Source organism: Methanobrevibacter sp. (genome assembly GCF_015062985.1).
In the GTDB taxonomy this organism is placed as follows: Archaea; Methanobacteriota; Methanobacteria; order Methanobacteriales; family Methanobacteriaceae; genus Methanocatella.
Window position 1 is genome coordinate 68,863 of record NZ_SUTI01000008.1, and the last position, 22,725, is coordinate 91,587.

Genomic DNA, 22,725 nt, shown 5'->3' on the forward strand with positions numbered 1-22,725 from the left:
ATCTATATGACATAGGAAATATTATGTTAAATTCACTATATGAAAAAGCCATCGCTAAAAGAGGATTTATCCATGATATATATTCAGACAGTAATGTGGAATCCCAATTGGAATTTAACTGGTTTGACCGCATAATTGGGGAAAGCAGTGAAGATTTCATTATTGCTGCCGGAGACGGAAGTTTCAATAAGAAGAAATTTCTAACAAGCAATTTCTGTGCAGTGGGCGCTGAATCCATAATTTACGATGGTGAAATTAAAAAAATCGATGATTCTGATATTTTTGAAATATCAAACGTTTCTTTTCTGGATGAACTTTTAGGAAATTATATGGCCATCTATGAATTGAAATGTGCATTAAGAGCCATTAACGAATATGATGTTGATTATTATATGTTTGACGGATCCATATTGGGAGACCTGCAGAATGCCTTTCCAAGAGGGGCAAAATTGCCTTTGAAGTTAAAGGATAATATGGATGATGCTCTTTTAAATGAATTTGAAAGAAGATTGTCATTGAGAAATTTTGGATTGGTATTTCCCGAAATTAGAGATTCTTTAAAACTAATGGATTTACCTAAAAAAGAAAATATGAATAATATTGAAGAATATAATCTCCATTTGGCTTCAATAGAAAAAATTATTCTGCTAAAAAAGATTTTAGAGAACAGAAAAAAGATTATATCAATTTCCAAGACTTCTTCAGATAATGAACTGTTCCATTGGAATATCCCGGATATTGCATTTTTAGATAAATTCACAGAAAAGCAGGGAATGTCCGTAATCAAATACAGGCATGTCCATCCGAAAGCCGCTTTTCCATATTTCAATGACTTTTTTAAGAAGTTAACATTCACTGTATTCTATTTGCGTTTACAGGACAACAAAAATGTATTAAAGGTTGAATTGCCTTATAAAGCTTCTAAAGAGGAAGTATTTAAGATTATTAAGAAAATAAATAATCTGTCAGTTCAGGGATATCCATATTTACTCAATAAAGCCCATAATGATGTAGTGATAACTGACAGAAACATTAAGGAATTGTTAAAGATAGCTAAGATTTATGAAACAACAAACAGGGAAGTGATGTCATGGTAGTTGGAATTTGTGTTGGAGAAACCTCACTTGCGGAAGTCACATTCATTTCTGATAAGATGCCTAAAGTTGGTGAATATGTTACAATAGAATACGATGGAAAAAAAGTTTTAGGAATGATTGAGAACTTAATTCGTGGAAATGATGCTTTAAATGTTGATATAAATGATTTTAAAGCGATACAAAAAATTTCAAAAATAGGTGTTGAAGATAATTATATTAGAGGTAAAGTAAAAATCCTCGGGGACCTTAACGATAATTTGAGACTGCCTAGAACCCCTGCGCTTCCCGGAACTGAAATACACCTCGCAGATAAGGAAGTTCTGGAGGAAATCTTCAGGGTAAAAAATCCTATAAAACTCGGTTCATTAGTCAATCAAAGCGATGTTGCGGTTAATGTTGATGCAAATCCTATTTTGTCAAGACATTTGGCAATTTTGGCCATGACCGGAGCTGGAAAATCAAATACGGTATCTGTTTTAATTGATCAGTTATTGTCATACAACGTTCCAGTATTTGTATTTGACATGCATGGTGAGTATAAGGACGCTGAATTTCCAAACGGCAGTGTAAATGTAATCAAACCAAAAATCAACCCTCATTATATGAGTTTTTATGAAATTAAAAAGCTTGTAAACATTGGTAAAAACAGCTATATTCAGGAAAGGCACTTCAGAAGAGCATTCAAACAGGCAAAAAAGATGCTCGCTGACGGTGTTGCTCATACAAATAACTTTTTACAGATAATCTATGACCTTTTGGAAAAGGACTCTCAAGTTGAAGGATCAGACAAGCAGATAATTGATGTAATGAATAAGATAGATGATTCAATGGACAAATATTCTAATTTATTCGACAACAATATTGGAAATATCTTATCAGGCATTAAAAAGGCTCATGCTAATGTATTGGATTTAAGCCAAGTTGATGAATCCGTAGCAAGTGTTCTTGTGAGTCATATTTTGAGAAATTCCCTTAAAAGAAGTAAAGATGCTGCTCATAGCGGAAACAAGAAGGAGTTATTGGACAATTCCGTATTTTTCATTTTGGAAGAGGCACATATTTTAGCACCTAATAGGCGTGATTCAGATTCTAAAAAATGGATTCAGAGGGTTGCCAGGGAAGGCCGTAAATTCGGATTGGGTTTGTGCCTTGTAAGCCAATCTCCAAAAACTGTAGACCATGATGCATTGTCCCAGATGAATAACATGATTATTTTAAGGCTTGTCGAGCCGGAAGACCAAAGGCATGTGCAGTCAGCCAGTGAAAGTTTATCACAGGACCTGATTAACCAGCTTCCTTCATTGAATGTAGGTGAGGCCATAGTTTTGGGTTTAATGACTAGAGTGCCTACATTAGTCAAAATTGACATGTTTAAAGGCCGCCGCCATGGTGATGACATGGACATTATTTCTCATTTCATCGAATCTGTTGAAAATGATGAAGAGGAATTAAGAAAGGGTGAAGAGGAAATGGCGGATATGGGGTATAATTATTAACTCCTTTTTTTTATTTTTTTATTTTTTCTTAAATCAATTTTTATTTCTTTTCAAATGCTCTCTTGGAAAAATATTAAATATATAGTAAAATAAAATAATATTTACTTAAATACTTTATTAAGTGTTTAAATTGGTTATATACATAAAATTTTAAAGGTAATATAATGAAATTTGCACATTTAGCAGATACTCATTTAGGTTACCGTCAATTTGGTTTAATTGAACGGGAAAAAGACTTTTATGAAGTATTTGAAAAGGTAATAGATAAAATAATAGAAGAAAAAGTTGATTTTGTAATACATAGTGGTGACCTATTTGAAACCGCAAGACCATCTCCAAATGCCCTTTTAGTTTTCCAAAAAGGATTGCTAAAACTGAAAGGAGCCGGCATCCCGATGTATTCTATTGCAGGTAATCATGACACTGTAATAAGAAATGATTCAATTCCGCCGCAGGTCATATTCAAAAAATTGGGCTTGAAGGTAATCAGTCCCATTAATACTAATTATATGCATGGGGACATTTTCATAGCAGGCCTTCCTTATTATCCGTCATCCCAAAGCAAAACATTAAAATTAAAGTTGGCTGAACTATCCAAAAAGGCAGCCAATCATGAAAAGTCCATTCTGGTTTTGCATCAGGGAATCGACAAGTATTTCGGATATCAATATGAACTGGAAATTGGGGACGTTCCGGACAACTTCAACTATTATGCATTGGGTCATATACACAAATATGTAAATGATAGTTTTGGAAACGGCAGACTTGTCTATCCGGGTTCTGGTGAAATCTGGAAAACAAGTGAACTAGATGATTATAAGAAAAATGGTAAAGGATTTGTAGTTGTTGACTTTGATGGCCCAAAACCAGTTGTCAAAAGGGTAAAAATTGACATTCCACGTGAATTCATCAAAAGATCCCTTGACTATAATAATTTGGAAAGCGGCATTGACGGCATCAAGGAAACTATAAAAGACTTTGATAAGAAACCTATTTTGGATTTGGTGATAAATAATGTAGAATCCGATACAAATAGGGTTTATGAAATGATTAACGATGAATTGGGTGACTTAGCTTTGATGATAAGACCTAAATTCAACATGCTTGGTGAAGAAAGCATTGACGATATTATTAGTCAGGAGGGATCTGTAGGTCCTAAGGAACTAATAGTAGAGCAGCTAGAAGGTTATGGAAATAGTGACATTGATAAATTGGCTGTTGATTTATATGACTATTTATCAAAAGACAGAATTGAGGAATCAAGAGAGCTGATTAATACTTTTTATGAGGAATATTATAGTAATATTGATGATGAATTTGAATTTAAGACTGAAATTGTTGAAAAAGATGAAAAGCCTAGAAAAAAATCTGAAGATGTTCAATTAACATTTAAGGAGGGTTTAGAATGATTTTCACAAAATTAAAGTTAATTAATTTTAAATCTCATGAAAATACTGTTATTAAATTTGATAAGGGAATCAGTGTCATTGTCGGTGAGAATGGTGCTGGTAAATCTACAATCCTGGAAGGAATCAGTTTTGCTTTGTTTAAACAGCATACAGCTAAAAAAATTGATGATTTGGTTAGGAACAATGCTCAATCAATGTTAGTTGAATTAGGATTTAATTCAAACGGCAGGCAATATAAAGTCATTCGTGAGAAAAAGGTAAATCTAAAATCTTCAATTTATAAAAAGACTTCTGCAGATGGGGATTATGTCCATATTTGCAGCGGTGATAAGGAAGTAGCTAATGAAATTCGCCAGATATTGAATATTGACTCTGATTTATTCTTGAACGCAATATACATAAGACAGGGTGAAATTGCGCAGCTAGTGGATAAAACATCCGCTGAAAAGAAAGAGTTAATAGGTAAACTATTGGGAATTGATTCCCTTGAAAAAGCTTGGAAAAACTTATTGCCGTTCATCAGTGAATATGAAAATCAGCTTGCAGAGCTTAAAGGTAAATTATATAATTCAGATGATTTAAAAAAGGATTTGGAAAAGAAAAAAGCTGAATTGTCTTCTTTAAGAGAAAGGGGTCATGAACTGGAAACTCAAATCAAGGAAGTCAATGAATTGCGTGACGAGATTTCTGAAAGCAAAAGAAATATGGAACGTGAAAAGGAAATTTATGAAGGCCATACCAATAATCTGAATCTTGAAGAGAATTCCCTATCAAAATTGGAAAATGACAAGAGGAACATTCAAGATAATTTAGATAAAATTGCTCATGCTGAAGATCAAATAAAGAGATTGGAAAAGTATGTATCTAAATTGGATGTTTACATTGACTTCGAAAAATCTGTAACAAGCATTCAAAATCTAAAAGAGGATGAGAAGGAAATCAAAAGTAAATTGGATGCTATTTCCGAACAGAAAGAATTGGTTGCTAACAATAAGGAGAATTATAATAAATTTTTAGCATCTGATGAGGAAATTGCGAAGTTGGATAATCAGAAATTGGATCTTGAAAAAGAATTAGCCGCAATGACTAAACTTGAAAAAGACAAAAAAGAGCTTTTAAAACAGATTGAAGATGAAAGAAATGACATTGACAAATTTTTCTCAAGATCTAAAGATAAATTGCATGACTATGGTCTTGATGAGGATATTTTAGCAGATGTTGATCATTTCCAACAACTTGAAAATGCTACAAATGATTTCCTTGATGAAACTTCCGCTAAGATTAAGAATTTGGCTGATGACATTTTTGCTAAAAAAGAGGAAATTGTCGTTTTCAAACAGAATATCAAGTCATGTGAAAAACCATTGAAAGAGCTGGACGAAGTGGACAGTAAATGTCCGGTTTGCCAATCAGACATTGATGAAAACAAAAAACAGCATTTAATAAGTCAATATAATCAGGATATCGAAGAGAATACTAAGTTAATTTCCGAACATGAAGAGACTGTGCGATTGTTGGCTAAAAATAAGGAAAGCTTTGAAGATAAACATGAGAATCTTTTGGAATTATCTAAAAACATCATTGAATATAAACAGAAATTTAACCATTTGCAGAATGAATTGGTCAAATTAAATGAGATTGATGAGAATCTTGAATCAAAAGAGCGTATTAGTGATAAATTAGGCGAAATCATATTGCTAATTGCAAATAAAAAGCAAGAACGTGAATCTTATCAGAAATCTTATGATTTATATAATAAGGCTAATGGTGCTTTAGAGGTTTTAGGCAGTACAACAGAGTGGCAAAATAAGCTAAATAAAGTCTCTCATGAAATTGACAATCATGTAACAAATATTAAGTTGGCTATTGATCAAGACCCTCATTTAAGTGGGGATATCAGTGCTGATGAACTTAGAAATCGTATCGATGATTTAAAACAGAAAAATGAGGAGTTCAATCAACTTAAAGGTTTTGTAAAAAACAAACAGTCTTACTTAACTCAGCTTGATTCCGTAAAAGAGGATATCGGAATGTCAATTAATCAAATTGACATAATTAAGAATAAGATTGATGCTTCAGTTTATGATGAGGATAAGTATGAACAAATCATTTATCGTTCTGAAATGTATGAAAGGAGATACAATACTTTCAACACTGAACTTTCCGAGATTAAGGGAAGAGCTCGTGAAACAATTGGATTTGTTAAGGATTTAACTGATAAAATTGAAAAGGCGGACAGGTTCCAACAAGAATACGATGATATTTCAGATTATCTGAACTTGCTGAATCATATTAGAAGCCTATATAGTAAAAATGGTGTTCAGAAGGATTTAAGAAATCTTTCAAGACCTCTAATTCAAAAGTATACCAAGGAATTCTTCAACGAATTTAATTTCAACTACTCTGATTTGACTCTTGATGATGAATACGATGTGACCGTTTACGGCCCTGAAGGCAAATCATCAATGAGCATGGTTAGTGGTGGTGAAAAAATAGCTATTGCTCTTGCTTTAAGGTTGGGTATTACTCAAGCCATGGCTGATGGTGAATTAGATACTATTTTATTGGACGAGCCTACAATTCATTTGGATGCTTCCAGAAAGCATGAATTGATTAATTTGTTAAAAGATATGTCATTGCTGCCGCAAATGATTATTGTAACACATGAGGCTCAGCTTGAAAATGCCGCAGATAATCTGATTAAAGTCGAGAAAGTAAACGGAATTTCAAATGTAATAATGTAAAATTTTTTACATTATTTTACTTTTTTTTTTTAAATCATATCGATTGAGTCTTTGATTGAATCGATGATACAGTTTGCATTCCATCCAACGATGGTGGCCGCTTTTTCTTCCAATATTTCAGGAACTTCCTCCAGTCCGTATGGCCTTACTAAAATGATAGGTATTTCGTATTTTTCAGCAGCTTCTATAAGGTCGTTGAATGTATCCTTGTTATCATTGTAAAGACCGGCCAATAATATTATTCTATCTACTTTTTTATAGAATTGTTCTCCTGCTGCTGAATATGAAGATGAAATGGATTCTTTCCATAAAAAATCAGTTTTGGAATACACTTTTTCGACGAATTGTCTGTATTCTCCATGCTTGTCAGTACCGTTACTAATAATTAAGTTGTAAATTTTGTCATCTCTGTCATCTTCAAACATTTAATCACCTTGCTTTTATTTTATTTATGTAGCATATAAAATTTTTTATTTTGCAAAATATTTATTAATTTTAAAATATTAAGTATTTATATAAATTATTTTTAGGAATTATTTTTTATGAAAGCTGCTGTTATTGGTTTGGGTGTTGAAGGAAAAAAAGCAGTAAACTCTCTTTTAAATCATGGATGGGAAGTTTATGCTACTGATTTAAATATTAATGTGGATTTAGATGGTTTGAATTTGCCTGTGTTATCAATGAATATGATTGAGGAAAATCAAACAGTTTCGATTGTCGGTGATAATATAACTGTTGATTTGGGATTCACCAATCCTTATGCTATTGAACAATGTGATGCAATAGCTATCAGTCCCAGCATGTTCGGAGGGGCATTTGCAACAAGATTGCTGGAGGATTCCTATCTTTTAAGCGATATTGTAGACACCCACAAGGATATTTTCACGATTGGGATAACAGGAACCAACGGAAAGACCACTACAGTGCACATGTTAAAAGAGATTCTGGAAAACGCTGGTAAAAAAGTTTTAGTTGGTGGAAACGGTGGAGGAGGATTTTCAGGTTATTATGATTTGATCCTTGAAGCCAGTGAAGATGATTATGACATACTGCTCGTTGAGGTGTGTGATATGACCCTTGATTTTTGCAGATATTGTTTTGATTTTGACATGATCGGACTTACTAATATTGGAAATGACCATATGGATGTTCATAAAACCATTGCAAACTATAAGGATTCTTTAGTAAGATTTTTCACCGATAAAACAATTTTCACCGCATTCAATCAAGACTTCAACTCTGATTTTAAGGAAGCCGCTTCAAAAGCAATTCCATATTTTGAATATCAGGATGAATTGAAGTTATTCGGAAAATTCAATCTCCTTAATGCAGGTCTTGCAACAGCCATTGCAAAAGAGTTAAAAATACCTAAAGACGTAATCAAATCAACTTTAAGTGAATTTAAAGCTGTTGAAGGACGCCTTAATGTTTATAAGATTAATGATGCTGATGTGTATGTGGGAAAAACTGATAATTCTGATGCCTTAGCTTCAGTATTGACTGAAAAAGATTTCTATGCTCTGTTTATTGGAACTCCACGTCATAATGAAGTGCACCGTTTGGATATTTTGGACGTTGCAGTCAAATATAATCCGGAAGTCATTGTTTTATTCCCTGGTTTGGATGATACCTTGGACCTCGCCATTTATAGGCTCAATTCATTGGGTTATATGGGGAATATAATTACTGTCAACACACTTGACCAGATTATTGAATTGGTGGCGGAATATTCCCATGAAGATGCAATACTGATTGGTGGTAATGGTCAAGACACTATTATTGAAATTCAAGAAAGGATTAAATTAATCTCCGAGAAATTAAAATAATCATAATATATTTATATTGTGTTCAATAAATAGACTTATATAATATATTATGTTGGGTGTATTTAATGAGTAAAAGTTGGAGAAGTGTTTCAATAACAATATTTGTTGCATTAATATTTTTATGCATTTTATTTATGGTATTTGGGGCTGTAAACAGTACCCAAATGACAGCTCAATCAGTGGCTGACGACTATAAACTTCCTATTGGTCAGTCAATGTTTGAAAATGATTCTATTTTAGGACAGCAAGATCCTATTGAACTTCCAGTGGTGTCAAATTTCGGATGTTTGGCTCATCAGGTATTAGCTTTTGATTTGCAGGGGCTTTTAATGAGTTTATCAACAGGTTTTGTTCCCTTTGATTTCTCAGGAATATCTGGTGAAGGTATTGATTCCTATGGACATGTTAAAGATGTTGAAGGACCAGGATTTTTGACTTTTGAAGGTGATAAGCTCACCGTTAAAGGGCCAAAGAATTATGTTTGGGGATATAGTGATTCCTATAAATATCTAAATAAAACTGAAACTGGTGTAGATGTTGTTGAAGGTGGAAAAGTCATCAAATCAGTTCCGGAATCTGAAATCAAAAACTTAAATTACTCAAATGAATATTATAACAACGAAACCATTAGGGAATGGTATAATTATGAGGCTCAAGTTGGTTCAATTTTCACTTTGGAAAAAGGTATGGTGGGCTTTTCTGATGGAAGAAACAATATTAGCTCATCAGATGTTCCAGCAATTTTTGGTCAGGATGTAGTGGATTATGCAGCCGAATACCCAACAGGTTCTCCAATTTTATTATATTCCGGTAATTATACTGAACAAGACGGTGAAGTTTATGGTACCTCATTAGGTTCCCACCCTGAATACGGAGATGGAATTAGGGAAATTAATGCAAGGCAGTTTGTCGATGCATGGAATGGAACCATTATCCCGCCTAACTCCACTAGTAGTGGTAAAGATTATGTATACTTTGAATCTGCAAGTGATTCACAAGCACCTGGTGGAAGTGCAGCACACGGTGTATGTCCTCCTGCAAGAGCTTTAAGAGCTGCGGTCACTGCTGAAGGATTTGATTTACCTGTAGGTATGTGTTGGGATGAGGATGCAGTATTGTTCGGATACAACCCGGCACAAGGTATTTTAGTATATAATAACCATGATTACCCAGTACAATTAAAAATGTGGACCGAAGGTGAAGGTACTGGTATGGGTATTTATGCGCAAATAGTAAGATATGTTCCAAATAATTAGGAATATATCCAATTTTTACTTTTTTTTATGTCAATCTCAACTATTATTACTGCCGCCGGAAAAAATTCCAGAATGAGAAAAGATCAGATTTCTCGAAACATCGAATTAAAAAACAAACTCATTTTACCTTTTCAGAGTAAGACTGTTATAGAGACAACCATTGATAATGCATTATTCGCAAATGCAGATGATTGCATTGTTGTACTTGGTCATTATGCCGATGAAATAAAAGAAGTTATCTATGATAATTATAAGGACTCTGTTAAATTCATCATAAACGACCCTGTTGATGTAGGTTTATCAACATCTCTTTTCAATGGTTTGGCAAATGTTGATTCAGATTTTGCTTTATGCATTACTGCAGACCAGCCAACAGTTTCAACAGACACTTTCAATAAGATGATTGAAATAAGTCAAAAATCAGAAGATCCATATAACACAATATCAATTTTAAGAAGAAGAAAAACAGGAATTCTCGATACTGCAGAAGGATTGGGAATGCCTTTCGTAGCGCCTCGCTTGAACTTAATGAAATATCTGGAAAATGAGGATGATAACTTAAATCCAATATTGAGAAAAATCTTTGCTGACGGCTATACGTTTTATGGTGTAAAAGAAAAAAATGAAAAGGAATTAATTAATATTAATCATTATGATGATTATTTAAGCCTCTTAGATTGATTCTAAGCCTGAAATAACTTCTTCGATTTTAGCTTTACTAATACCGACGGTCATTTCATTGTCTTTTATATCTGCTGCTTTTCTTGAACCATCACAACCTAAAGTGAAATTAACACCTTCGCTGATATATGGGTTTGCAAATGCATCGCCGCATAATGACTGAATGCCTGCAAAAGATGGGTTGATTTTTTCACCGGTTTTATAAACGATACTTTGCGCAAGTTTCATTCCGCCCACCGGTTCGGTTATGATTTGAATAACATCAGCTTCAAAATCAGCTTCATCTAAAGGTGCGTAAATAATTCCCCAACTGATATCCTTTATTATTGAAAGTTCGCTGGTTAATTTTTTGGCTGTTTCCAAATCTTGGAATCTTCCTAATGAGAAGTATTTTTCCCCATTGGCTAATTTTTCAGGCATGTCTCTAAGTCCGATAGCTCCTGCTCCACCTAAACACATTTGTTGGTCAATGGTGGAGTAAAAAGTAGCTCCAAGAGAAGCTTTTCTTACCATTTCGCAGTGCCTAATTTTTTCATCGATTAAATCGATACCTTCAGGCAAGTCATCTTCAGTTTTGATTAACTTCATTGCAACAGGTTTTGCATCGAGTTTAATTTTACTTTCGATAACTTCACAGTATTTTTTGTTTGTTTCTAAATTAGTCATACAATCGCCTAATATTATATTGTTTTAAGGAATTTTAAAGTCTTTTGTTTTAACACTGTTATTTTTACAGAAAGTTCTAAAATCGCATGCACTGCAGGTTCTTTCATCAGAATCAGCTTTCCATGCGTCCTGAATTTTACATCCGTTCATCTCTTTTATTAATGATTCTTCAATATCTGATACGACGCTATCAAATTTCTTTAGGGCAAGGTCCTGTTCCTTTTCGTCAACATTGATAATCCTGATTGACCTTTCGATTTTAAAATTGTCGCTTAGTTCAGGGGCCTTGTCCTCCTCTTGCCACTTTTCAATTGCTTTCATGTCTTTTTCGTAATAATATCCAACATCGGTTAAACCGTCACGCAGCTCCTCTTTAATCATAGCCAAGTCCTCTTTTGATGGAACAAGTTCATTCAAGTAAAAGATTATTCCTGCAACAATAGGCTTTGAATCTTCCTGTTTTGACCTGAGCCATGAATAGGTTAGTATCTGTTGCTTGTGGGTCTCCCATTTGTCTTCAACTTTAGGGTTATTCGTTTTGACAGGTGGCCTTTTCATCCCTTTGTAGTCAATGATTATTTCATAGTCTTCCCCTTCTTCATATTGTGAGACTCTTTTTTGGAATTCAGGGTCTTTCTTTAGAAATTCTATTATCCTGTTGTTGAAATTATCCAGATTGCTCTGTTTCAGATTCTTGTTGATTTTCATGGAAGTCAGCACATCGACAACACCGTTTATTCCATAATAATTGGATCTGCTTCTATGCTCATCATAATCAGGCATTTTACGAACGCCTTTGATAAGAATTTCTGATGAATCAATCAACGGAAAGAGGTGTTTTCCCCAAATGTTTATTGCCCTTTCGGCTCTTGCACTGGCCAGTTTCTGATGGTCATGTTCATTCAAGTCATCAATTGTCATATTCTTGTCCGGTTGGTCTAATATGCTGAAGAACAGGTCTTCGTCGTATGGGTAAAGGCCTCTAACCTGCAGCCTTAAATCAATCAGTTCTTCAATAGGCCTAATGTCTTGTTTCCAATCCCATGGAAATTGCGTATTTTCATGTTTCCATTGGATGAATGCCTCTTCCATCACGCCGTGGATAAACTCTCCGAACCATCTTTGAACAGGCTTTGAAGGAGGCAATGTTCCCTTGTTCTGGTATCTGTACTGCAGATTGCAGGTTAAAAATGACAGTAAATCTCCGGTCAGACTGTATTCCGGAATCATGTATGGCTTTGATTTTGACGGTAATTTCATAATAATGCCTCCTAAATTAAGTAAATCTCCTTAAATCCAACATATTTCTCTTCTCTGCTCCAACCAAGAGCAACGTTCGGAATATCAAAGTGAGTATTCTTTTTTGTATATCCTTCAATCGCAGAATTCAGACCAATCAACAGCAGAACGCTTTCAGCTCTTGAAAATGCGACAAAATAAAGTCTTGTCAAATCATCAAAGGACCTGTTTTTTTCGCTTCTTTCATTTTGCCCGAGAACGCTGTATTGCCTTATGGTGTCTTCAATCTTGTTTTCATTCTTAGGTGATTTGGGAAACCTTAGATTTTGGTTTCTGACGTCGTTTGTCTTGAACTTGGAGCCGACATCAACTATCACCAATGGAAATTCCAATCCCTTGGATTGGTGGATTGATAATACGTTTATCCTGTCGTCAGGCAATGTTTCAAGCAGTGACTCATCAATGCCCACTCCTCCTGTTGAGAGAGGAATGAATATATTCCAAATGGCTTCCAAAACTGAATCCCTTTCCTGTATTGGATTTCTGAATGAAATTTTTGAATGATAATCATTGAAAAATCCCGTTTGAGTAATTGACTTTGTAATCGCTTCCAGGTATACGATTCCCTCGACATCATCCTGCAGGTCTTCAATCCAGGTGGTTATCTTATAAGCAAGTTCCATTAGGCTGGCGGTTTTAGGCCATTCGTCATATCCTTTTGGCCTTCTTAGCTGCCATGATGTTACAAATTCGGATAATGAAAATGGTTCTCTAGGTTCTGGATCTGTTTCAATATACTCTTTGGCTTTCATTCTCCAGCGCATCATGTTTCTTTTAGCTAAATTTGGAATGGTCTTATCGGATTTCTGAAAGCTTGCTTCAGGGTCAATGCATTCTAAAATTAGGCCGCAGAATATTCCGACAATGTCAATATCCTGAAGGTCGATTCCTCTTGGATTGAACATTTCAATCGGATTCTTAAACTTTTTAAGGTCTTTTCTAAGTGAATATAAAAATGTGCGCTTTCCATAATGTACCTCTTTTGGTGAAAATGAAAGGATGGCAATATCGGAAGCGGAACCGTAATCATCATCTAATTTTATGGTAATTTTCTCCATTTCTTTTCCTGCTTTCAGATTTTCACTCTTAATCTTCTGCAATCTGGCAATACTTATTTCGCCGTTCACCTTTTTAAAGTACTCCTCATTAAGGACCTGCATGACATTTAAGGTGCATTCCCCTTTATTCACCAGCTGATTAATTAATTTGGCCAAGTCCATTGCAAGCATTTCAGGGTTGTTTCTGAAGAGTCCCAAAATAGGCATCTTATCCTTTTCAAAGTCAGGGGCAATGATTTTAGGCTTGTTTTCAACCCTTGCATTCTGGTATTCTCTGTCCAATTCCGCAAATTGGTTGCAATGCTGGATGATATTTTCAGTTGAGCGATAATTTGTCCTCAGGTTGATTTCCTCAACATCGATGTCCAGCCTCTCTTTGATACGCTTTTTATAGTTTGTAAATAGGTCTACGGTCGCTCCTCTAAAACGGTAAAGGGATTGGTCATCATCCCCTACAACGGTAATGTTTCCTCCATTTTCAATGGCTGATTTGGCTATGGTAAAGTAAATGTCCTCCTGGATTAGGTTGGTGTCCTGGTATTCGTCAATCAGGACAATCTTGATTTCATCCAAAAATGTTTTTAAATCACCATTCTTTAATTTTTTAAGGAATTTTGACTCAAGCATAGCAAAATCAATTGTATTCCTGTTTTTAAGGGTATTTTCATATTCTTTTATGCAGTCAAGTGCAAGTTGAGCGCCACGTTCATTTTCTGTCTGTTTATATAATTCATCAAGATTCACCTGGTCATAGTAAATCCGGTTCTTTATTTCAATGAGGATTTGACTAATGTGGGATGGTTCTTCAAGCTTGGTTCTTCCGCTCAATTCCTTCAAATACTCAACCAGGTCCTTGTCAAGGTATCTCTCCTTTTCAATAAGAATCTTTATCATTGCGGAATTTGCAACAAACTCTTCAATGACAATTGACTGATTCTCTCCGGGCTTTTTGTTATCCCTAAGCAACTCTTCAGCTATGCTGTCGGTGGTGCCGATTTGAATCTGATTGAAGTCAATCCTGTCAATTTTCAGGATATTATCGAAGTTATCATCATCCATGTTGTCTATTAAATGATTTTTAATCTCATCTCCCCAGCCCAATATCCTTGAATATAGTTCGTCTGCAGCTTTTCTGGTAAATGTTGTCGCCATTATTTCACTGGGATTGACATCATCGACAAAGATGTATTTGAGTATCTTAAGCACCATCACGGTTGTCTTTCCGGATCCAGGACCAGCTACAATGAAAAGGGACTTGTCAACAGGTGAAATTATTGCCTTTTTCTGGTCCTGATTTGAAGAGATATTCCTTTTTAAGATATCTACAACGATGTTTTCAAATTCCTCATATGAAATCATTTTTTTTCCTCTTAATTTAATATATTCTAATTTTTGTTTTAATGTATTAAATAGTAATTGTGAGAGCATTTGAAAAGTATTCCATACAATGAAAATATGAAAATTATGCAATATTTATAAGGAATATCATATAATAATTAGATTTATGAGTAAATTTGAACCGACTTTATTACCATTCAACAAAAATGATGACAATGTGAAAATAGCATATGAAAAAATTAATTTAAACAAATCATTGGTAGATGATTTGTGCAAGGATAATGATTTAGATTCAAATTTGCTAATTTTGGCCGCCACATGCATAACATTGACAAAGTATGTCAACACCACTGAAATTTTCATCCGCGTTGATGATGTTCCGCTGATTTTTGATGATGATGATAGGGATAAGGTTGTATTTGATTATATAAATGATGTTCGGAAATGTCTTGATCAATCCAATGATGTCGATGAGGAATCCTTCTTCAATATTGTTTTCGGAGATTATGATGATAGGGATGCTGAGGACATAACTCTCTTCGTTTGTGAAGATTCATTAAGATTGAAATACGATTCAAACAAGTACACCTAGCCTTACATCACATCATTTTTAAGAAGCATCAAAAAGGTCATCAGTCAGTTTGACGGGCATGGAATAAATGAGCTTAAGATTAAGGATATCTGTCTTAGGGATGAAGACCCGGTTCCAGAGTTCAAATTGAAAAGGAATCAGTTAGTAAATGAATTATTGGAAGAGCAAGCCAATAAGACCCCAAATAAGATAGCCTTAAGGAATTGCGGTAAAAGCTATACATTTAAGGAGATTAATGATGAGGCAAATAGGATAGCCAATGCATTAATAAAGAGAGGATTCAAGGAAGGAGATTCAGTTTCATTCATGCTTGACCGTAATAAAACTCTCATCACAACATTTTTAGGAATTTATCAAAGCAGGCTGTGTAGCAATTCCATTGGATGGTGATTTTGCTCCTCAAAAACTGAATTACATCAGGCAAAACAGTGATTCGAAATATATCATTACTTATGATGACATTGAAAATGCAATAAACCCAGAAGATTTGATTAATGAAGGGGATTCCAGCTTTCCTAAGGTCAACTTGAAGAAAGATTCTCCGATTTTTCTTCTATACACATCAGGATCTATCGGAAAGCCTAAACGTGTTATATCAACACATTGCGGAATATCCAATCTGATTTCTGTCCATATCAAGACCAACTATAAGAAGATTCTATCAATCTCTTCAATATCATTTGACATATCTGAAGAGGATATTCTCATTACCATGACCAATGACATGGAGTTGATTTTCGCCAATGATGATGAAATCATGGATACCGTATTGCTGGCTCGCCTGATTGAGGATACAGAACCTGAATTTGTAAACATTACTCCTTCAAGATTGTTGTCATACCTTCAGGTCCCTGAATTTCACAGGACCGTAAACACATTTATAGGTATTGGCTGCGGCGGAGAGCAGTTTACCAAAAACCTTTATGAATCAATTAAAAAACATGCTGATGTTCTCATCTATAACGGTTATGGTCCTCTGGAAACCAGCCTGACATCAAATTCCAAACTGATTAGGAACCTTAACTTCATCACCAACGGAAAGCCTCTATTGAACTTCATCACCGATGTCCGGGACATTGACCGTAAATTGCTGCCTTATGGTGTTATAGGGGAGCTGTATATTGGAGGAGTCGGTGTCAGCAAAGGCTATTATAAGATGGATGAAAGACAAAAGAAGTATTCATCACAATTAATGGCGTCAGATATTACAAATCAGGAAATAATCCATTAATCCGTTAATCATTACAATATTATTTAAGATAAGGCCAGCGTCCATCTTATCTGGGAAAAAGGCAGATATTATTCCGGACAGAAACATTGCGATTGAACGTGTTGCTAGGTAAAAGCCGAAATACAATGAATAATACTTTTCAGGTGAAAGGTCGGCAACTAATGAATAGCCGGCTATTGAGGAAAACAATTCTGATATTGCAAGCAACATTTCAAAGAGCAGAATCCAGAATATGCTGATTTTATCTACAGCATTAATGTCAATATAATAACCTATAACGCTCATCAATGTAAAACAGAGTGTTATAAATATCATTGCCACTATTGTCTTTTTGATGGATCCTAATTCGATTTCTCTTTCATTTATCTTATTGTTGAATTTAATGAATATCGGACTTAAGATAAGGATGAATATTGGGTTAAGTATGCAAAACAATTGAACAGGGACTTTAAAGAAATACAAATCCCTCTCAACGTGGAAATCTATGAAAAAAATCATGGCTATTGAAGTTTGGGAATATCCGATTCTGTAAATGGTGATGATTATCAGGAATATAATAAAGACGGTTAACCTATCTTTTTCTTTTTGGCTTAATGACCTTTTGAAAAGCAGGATTCTTTCTTTTAAATTCAAATCTTTAATTTTTGTAATGCTCTGAGAAGATAGCTTATGGAGGTGTTTGTTGCTTTCATCCTTTATGGAATTACTTGAATGTTCATCTTTCATCAATTTGCCGTGATTATCAACAAGATATTTATTTTTGAGCATGTGGAATACAATAAGTCCGGCCATTGAAATAATTCCAAACAAAAGAAAACTCCATTTATACAGAGGATAATTGTTCTCACCTATGATTACTGACATTATGATTATCCCGATAATTACTCCGAAGTTTACGATAGGATAATAAATTGAAAATGCCTGCACTCTTGAATCATCGTCATTAATTGTATTGATTATATGGGTGATTGAAAGATTTGCAAAGCTTGTTCCCAATGCAAGGAAAAACATTCCCAATGCGAATGTCATGTTTTGAAGATTAAAGATAAAATTGTTGTATTCATTATTGCTTGGACTATACAGTGAGGATGAAAATGATAATATGAATTGGCTCACTATCATTGAAATGAATCCAATCGTTATGGCCTGTGAATTATTCATGTATTTGTCTGAGATATATCCTATTAATATTGGTAGAAGGTATGCAAATCCCTAATAATAAGCATAAAACCTTCCTGTTAATGGAATTGAAAAATGCAGAACATACAATAAGAATAAAGTGAATATTGAAGACACGCCATATTCAAGAAGAGTTGATGTAAGCGAAACTGAAGAGATAAAGTATGTTCCTTTGAATTTTTTATTGTTTTCACCCATATTGATATTTTTATAATGAAATGATATTTATATGTATAATTTTTTTTTCTTGGAGTATATGTAAAAGTTTTTTAATTTGTGTATACAAATGATTAAACATGGGAGATATTCTTCCATAATATGCATATTAAGTTAGGAACAATTATGTTTCTAACTTACTCTTTTTAAAAAATACGAATAATTTAAATATTATTTTAACTCTAATTATAATTATTAATTTTTATTTTGGCTGATATTATGTCTGAGGTTAACAAAGTGGATATGTTCAAAAATGATGTGAGATATAGGGAAAATATCGCTCACATTGAGACAATACCAGCTAAAAAAGCTAGTTTTAAAAAGGTAGATAATTTAAATGATAGAATAATAGATTATCTTGATTCAAAGGATGTAAAATTATATAAACATCAGGCGGACACTTATGAAGCCATTAAAGAAGATGAAAATGTAATTATTACAACCCCAACTGCTTCAGGCAAAACTCTTGCATTTAATTTGCCTATTATGGAGACCATGATTGATGATGATGAGGCAACTGCCCTTTATATTTATCCTGCAAAGGCATTGTCGAATGACCAGCTGCATGTTCTGGAAAATCTTGAGGAAGCGCTTGATATTAAAATCAATCCAAGAACTTATGACGGCGACACTCCTAGAGACCAGAAAAGGGGTATTCGTGAAAAGTCAAGAATCGTCTTAACAAACCCATATCAGCTGCATCTGATATTGTCATGGCATCATCAATGGTCAAGATTTTATAAGAACCTCAGATACATTGTAATAGACGAAGCACACTACTACAAGGGTGTATTCGGGTCCAATGTTGCATTCCTGATAAAGAGATTAAAAAGGATAGCTAATTTTTATGGATCTTATCCTCAGTTTATCCTGTCATCAGCTACTTTAGCAAATCCATTGGAATTGGCAAACAGATTGACAGGCGAGGATTTCATATTAATCGACGAGGACACCTCACCGAGCGGTGAAAAGGACTTTATCTTATACAATCCTTTTAAAAATTATGTCAGAAACAAGGCATACACGCAGAATGCGCCTTCTGTCCATATGGAAACAGAAAACATATTCATGTATCTGATGTTAAAAGAGATTCAGACATTATGTTTTACAATATCAAGAAAAACCACGGAACTAATTGCAATGTGGGCTAAAAAGGACATGACCCAAGTTAAAGGAAAATTGGCTCATAGAATTGCAGCTTATAGGGCTGGTTACCAGGCTCAGGAGAGGCGCGAAATAGAGGAAGGCCTCAAAAGCGGAAAATATTTGGGAGTCACATGTACAAATGCACTGGAGCTTGGAATAAATATAGGTTCACTCGATGCCGTAATAATTTCAGGGTATCCCGGAACAATGATATCCACTTGGCAACAATCAGGAAGGGCAGGAAGAAGCAATCAGAAATCCATTGCAATACTGATTGCTTTTGAAAATCAATTGGACCAATATTTCATGAACAATCCAAAGTTCTTCTTCGACAAACCCCATGAAAATGCAATCATTGACCTGTCAAATCCAATCCTGCAGGAAGCTCACTTGCTCTGTGCAGCCAAGGAATTGCCTCTGAAGTTCGGTGAATGCGAAAAGTATTTCGGAATCGATGAAGAGATACTGGATGAGCTTGTATCCAAAAAATATCTTCATGAAAATCACAGGGGAGATTACATGTATCCTTATGATGATAATCCTGCAATGGACCATTCACTTGACCAGATTTCCTCAGAAGAGTTTAAGGTCATGAATAACGGAAGGCTCTTGGAAACAATGGAGAGGTCCCAGGTCTATAGGGAAGCCCATGAAGGAGCTATCCTAATCAATAAGGGCGATACCTATGTAGTTAATAGTATCAATTTGGCCAGGGGATTTGTCAATGTTTCAAAACAGAATGTGGATTATCATACTATGGTTTTGAATAAGACAGAAATCAATATCAAAAAGAAATTGTCTAAAACAAGATATGGCAGGCTGACCATCAATTTCGGGGAACTGACCGTTAGTGAGGATTATTTCAAATATAAAAAAATGCACTTTTCAAAGCCGATTGGAACATATCCTCTTGATTTGCCACCTTTAAAATTCAACACTAAAGGTTTATGGTTCACAATTCCAAAAAGAGTAAAGGACACGCTGGAAGACATGTTTCCGAATGAGGAAGAAGTATTTCCGGGAGGTCTTCACGGTGCAGAGCATGCATTAATAGGGCTTTTCCCACTCCACACGATGTGTGACAGGTTTGATATAGGAGGATTATCCACCAATTATCATGAAGATACACAGGAAGCAACCATTTTTATTTATGATGGTTATGAAGGTGGAATTGGAATCTGTGAAAAGGCTGTAGATGTCTTTGTTGATTTATTGAACTCCACAATTGACCTGTTGAACAATTGCACCTGTAAGAAAGGTTGTCCCGCATGTATCTACTCGCCGAAATGCGGAAACGATAACAAGCCGCTTCACAAGAATGCCACAAAATATATTCTGGAATATATGAGGGAACTAATCTCTAAGGATGAGGACATTGAAAAGGAAGAGATTATAGTTGAGGAAATTATTGAAAAGGACAGTGAATTTGACGAGGCATTAGAGTTATATGAAAAAGAGGATTATTCCGCTTCAAAAGACATTTTGAACAATATCATAGCGAAGGATAAGAATAATGTTGATGCTTTGGCATTAATGGCTCAAATTTTATATGACCAGGATCAGAAGGATATTTCATTGCTATTTACTAAAAAAGCATTGGCTGTTGATAAAACAAATGAGAAAGTTAACGAACTGGAAGTTTTGTTATCAGGAAAATCTCCAAAAAAGGAGGATATAGTTTTGGATTCCCTGGATGATGTTGATACATTATATGAAGAGGCATATGATTTGTATAACCAGGGTGATTTGGAAACGGCTTCTGAAATTCTGGAGAAAATACTTGATTTTGATGATGGAAACTCCGAAGCATTGGCATTGATGGGCTTGATATATTACCATTCAGGAATATTCCCAAAAGCTGTAGAATATTATAGAAAGGCTGTAAAAATAAATAAAAATGGTGAAATGGTTAATCAGTTGAAGATGAGGGTTTCTTAAGCCTATGAATAAGGAGTGAAACCTTCTTGGAAGTGTTCAATTACTTTTTCTAATTTTTCAGAAATATCTATTTTTTGTGTACAGTAATCAAGGCAAGTTCCGCAGTATGTACATTCATCTGCACCAACTTTTTCATCCCCTAACTTATCAAAGTATAATCTGTAAATGTTGGATTCCGGCTGATTCTTACTTCTGTTATATAAGTTGAAATATTCAGGAATAGGAATCATTTCGGGACAGGCATCTATACAGTATCCGCATTCGCTGCATGGCACTGCAAGATTATCTGCAACCTTTTGAGCCATTTTTTCAAGAAATGCATGTTCTTCATCGCTTAGAACCTCAAAATTCTCATAGGTGTCACAGTTATCAATCAAATCTTCCATTTTACTCATTCCGCTTAGAACAATTTTCACATGCTCAAGGGATGCGCAGAATCTTATTGCAAAACTGGCTATTGACTTATCGGGATTAAATTCCTTAAAATCATTTTTAATTTCATCAGAAGGATTTACAATAACTCCCCCTTTTAGAGGTTCCATTACATAAACGTCAAGATTGTGTTCAACGCATAAATCATAGCACTTGTGGGCTTCAATGGAAGGGTCTTCCCAGTCAAGATAGTTAAGTTCAAGCTGCACAATGTCCAGCATATCTCCATATTCATCAAGAACTTCCTTCAATAAATCGGAAGTGTCATGGAAACTGATTCCAATTTCTTTTGCAATGCCGTCCTCTTTCATTTTTTTAACATATTCAAAGGTATTTGCATTTTTTGCATTTTTAAGCCAGGGTGTATTGATGTTGTGGATGAAGAATACGTCAAAGTAATCGATTCCGAGCCTTTCAAGCATTTCATTCACGAATTTGTCGTTGTCTTCTTCACATGTTAATGCCCATGTTGGCATTTTGTCACATATTCTATAGGATTCACGGGGATATCTGTCTACAATCGCTTTTTTCATAGCTATTTCACTCATTCCATTGTGATATGCATATGAAGTATCAAAATAATTGAATCCCTTTTCCATATAGATATCGACCATTTCATTGAATAGCTCTTGGTCTATTTTAGTGGGGTCATTTTCATCTGTTTGCGGAAGTCTCATGCATCCGAAACCGAATTTTGATTTGTAAGTCATAATACTATCTCCTTAAGTTAACTTTTAACGAATAATATATTTAAATGTTGTTAATATCAACATTTTAGCTATGTTTGCTGTTCGAAAATTCTAAAAATTGTTATGTTAACGTTCACTTGTTATGAATAATATTTCATATCGCTTATTTCAAATTTAAAATATTGAACAATATTTAATTATATTTTATTTTTAATGTAAAATATAACTTACTTTTGATATATATCATTATTTTTTTTAATCAAATAGCAATATTTAAATATATTGTCTAATAAACTCATTTTTAAGTCTGCATTAATGTTTTCATATTTTTTTTTTAAAATGCATGACTTTATTTAAGAGGTGAAAATATGGCAACTTTTAAAGGATTTGCAATGAAAAGACTCAATGAAATCGGATGGGTAGAAAAAGAAG

Annotated in this window: 17 protein-coding genes; 11 read left to right on the plus strand and 6 right to left on the minus strand. The window is 34.4% G+C overall.

Annotated features, from left to right (window positions below; translation table 11 throughout):
• Positions 1–23: 23 nt before the first annotated feature.
• The 4 genes from E7Z77_RS05315 (at position 24) to E7Z77_RS05330 (ending at position 6,746) form a co-directional block, all read left to right on the plus strand.
• Entirely contained in the window at positions 24–1,097 is a 1,074-nt protein-coding gene (locus tag E7Z77_RS05315; protein WP_292751028.1) for a DNA double-strand break repair nuclease NurA, read from the plus strand.
• The gene (locus tag E7Z77_RS05320) at positions 1,091–2,593 is read left to right on the plus strand and encodes an ATP-binding protein (RefSeq protein ID WP_292751030.1); all 1,503 of its coding nucleotides are present in this window, start codon (positions 1,091–1,093) and stop codon (positions 2,591–2,593) included. The genes E7Z77_RS05315 and E7Z77_RS05320 overlap by 7 nt, the downstream gene beginning before the upstream one ends.
• 164 nt (positions 2,594–2,757) lie before the next feature.
• Positions 2,758–4,002, plus strand: coding sequence for a DNA repair exonuclease (locus E7Z77_RS05325; protein ID WP_292751032.1), 1,245 nt, complete (start codon positions 2,758–2,760; stop codon positions 4,000–4,002).
• Positions 3,999–6,746 carry an SMC family ATPase gene (locus tag E7Z77_RS05330; protein WP_292751034.1) on the plus strand — a complete coding sequence of 916 codons (2,748 nt, stop codon included), beginning with the start codon at positions 3,999–4,001 and terminating at the stop codon, positions 6,744–6,746. Before E7Z77_RS05325 ends, E7Z77_RS05330 begins: the two co-directional genes overlap by 4 nt.
• Positions 6,747–6,775: 29 nt before the next feature.
• Here the strand turns inward: E7Z77_RS05330 and E7Z77_RS05335 are convergent, their stop codons facing one another.
• Positions 6,776–7,171, minus strand: a complete 396-nt coding sequence (locus E7Z77_RS05335; RefSeq protein ID WP_292751036.1) for a nuclease — start codon at positions 7,169–7,171, stop codon at positions 6,776–6,778.
• Between the two features lie 117 nt (positions 7,172–7,288).
• Between E7Z77_RS05335 and E7Z77_RS05340 the strand changes: the two genes are divergently transcribed.
• The 3 genes from E7Z77_RS05340 (at position 7,289) to E7Z77_RS05350 (ending at position 10,509) form a co-directional block, all read left to right on the plus strand.
• Positions 7,289–8,572, plus strand: a complete 1,284-nt coding sequence (locus tag E7Z77_RS05340; protein WP_292751038.1) for a Mur ligase family protein — start codon at positions 7,289–7,291, stop codon at positions 8,570–8,572.
• A 65-nt stretch (positions 8,573–8,637) separates the two neighbouring features.
• Complete coding sequence (locus E7Z77_RS05345) at positions 8,638–9,828, plus strand: hypothetical protein (RefSeq protein ID WP_292751040.1); 1,191 nt, start codon at positions 8,638–8,640, stop codon at positions 9,826–9,828.
• Positions 9,829–9,855: 27 nt separating this feature from the next.
• The gene (locus E7Z77_RS05350; RefSeq protein WP_292751042.1) at positions 9,856–10,509 is read left to right on the plus strand and encodes an NTP transferase domain-containing protein; all 654 of its coding nucleotides are present in this window, start codon (positions 9,856–9,858) and stop codon (positions 10,507–10,509) included.
• Here the strand turns inward: E7Z77_RS05350 and E7Z77_RS05355 are convergent.
• The 3 genes from E7Z77_RS05355 to E7Z77_RS05365 are packed head-to-tail and all read right to left on the minus strand — an operon-like array spanning position 10,501 to position 14,891.
• Positions 10,501–11,175, minus strand: a complete 675-nt coding sequence (locus tag E7Z77_RS05355; RefSeq protein ID WP_292751044.1) for a DUF169 domain-containing protein — start codon at positions 11,173–11,175, stop codon at positions 10,501–10,503. The two genes, E7Z77_RS05350 and E7Z77_RS05355, sit on opposite strands and share 9 nt — an antisense overlap.
• A 24-nt stretch (positions 11,176–11,199) precedes the next feature.
• Positions 11,200–12,435, minus strand: a complete 1,236-nt coding sequence (locus E7Z77_RS05360) for a PD-(D/E)XK nuclease family protein (RefSeq protein ID WP_292751046.1) — start codon at positions 12,433–12,435, stop codon at positions 11,200–11,202.
• Between the two features lie 11 nt (positions 12,436–12,446).
• Positions 12,447–14,891 carry a DEAD/DEAH box helicase gene (locus E7Z77_RS05365; protein ID WP_292751048.1) on the minus strand — a complete coding sequence of 815 codons (2,445 nt, stop codon included), beginning with the start codon at positions 14,889–14,891 and terminating at the stop codon, positions 12,447–12,449.
• A gap of 145 nt (positions 14,892–15,036) precedes the next feature.
• Here E7Z77_RS05365 and E7Z77_RS05370 point away from each other — a divergent pair, with 145 nt between their 5' ends.
• The 3 genes from E7Z77_RS05370 to E7Z77_RS05380 all read left to right on the plus strand — a co-directional run bounded on the left by E7Z77_RS05370 (position 15,037) and on the right by E7Z77_RS05380 (position 16,693).
• Positions 15,037–15,462 (plus strand): hypothetical protein, encoded by a 426-nt coding sequence (locus E7Z77_RS05370; protein ID WP_292751050.1) that lies wholly within the window; start codon positions 15,037–15,039, stop codon positions 15,460–15,462.
• A gap of 126 nt (positions 15,463–15,588) precedes the next feature.
• Positions 15,589–15,852 (plus strand): AMP-binding protein, encoded by a 264-nt coding sequence (locus tag E7Z77_RS05375; RefSeq protein ID WP_292751052.1) that lies wholly within the window; start codon positions 15,589–15,591, stop codon positions 15,850–15,852.
• Positions 15,842–16,693 (plus strand): AMP-binding protein, encoded by an 852-nt coding sequence (locus E7Z77_RS05380; protein ID WP_292751053.1) that lies wholly within the window; start codon positions 15,842–15,844, stop codon positions 16,691–16,693. The genes E7Z77_RS05375 and E7Z77_RS05380 overlap by 11 nt, the downstream gene beginning before the upstream one ends.
• On the opposite strand, the gene E7Z77_RS05385 is transcribed toward E7Z77_RS05380, so the two are convergent.
• Positions 16,661–17,884 (minus strand): MFS transporter, encoded by a 1,224-nt coding sequence (locus E7Z77_RS05385; protein ID WP_292751065.1) that lies wholly within the window; start codon positions 17,882–17,884, stop codon positions 16,661–16,663. The two genes, E7Z77_RS05380 and E7Z77_RS05385, sit on opposite strands and share 33 nt — an antisense overlap.
• A gap of 423 nt (positions 17,885–18,307) precedes the next feature.
• Here E7Z77_RS05385 and E7Z77_RS05390 point away from each other — a divergent pair, with 423 nt between their 5' ends.
• Positions 18,308–21,172 (plus strand): DEAD/DEAH box helicase, encoded by a 2,865-nt coding sequence (locus E7Z77_RS05390; protein WP_292751056.1) that lies wholly within the window; start codon positions 18,308–18,310, stop codon positions 21,170–21,172.
• 2 nt (positions 21,173–21,174) lie between these two features.
• Here E7Z77_RS05390 and E7Z77_RS05395 read toward each other — a convergent pair whose 3' ends face one another.
• Positions 21,175–22,314 (minus strand): aldo/keto reductase, encoded by a 1,140-nt coding sequence (locus tag E7Z77_RS05395; RefSeq protein WP_292751059.1) that lies wholly within the window; start codon positions 22,312–22,314, stop codon positions 21,175–21,177.
• Positions 22,315–22,725: the final 411 nt, after the last annotated feature.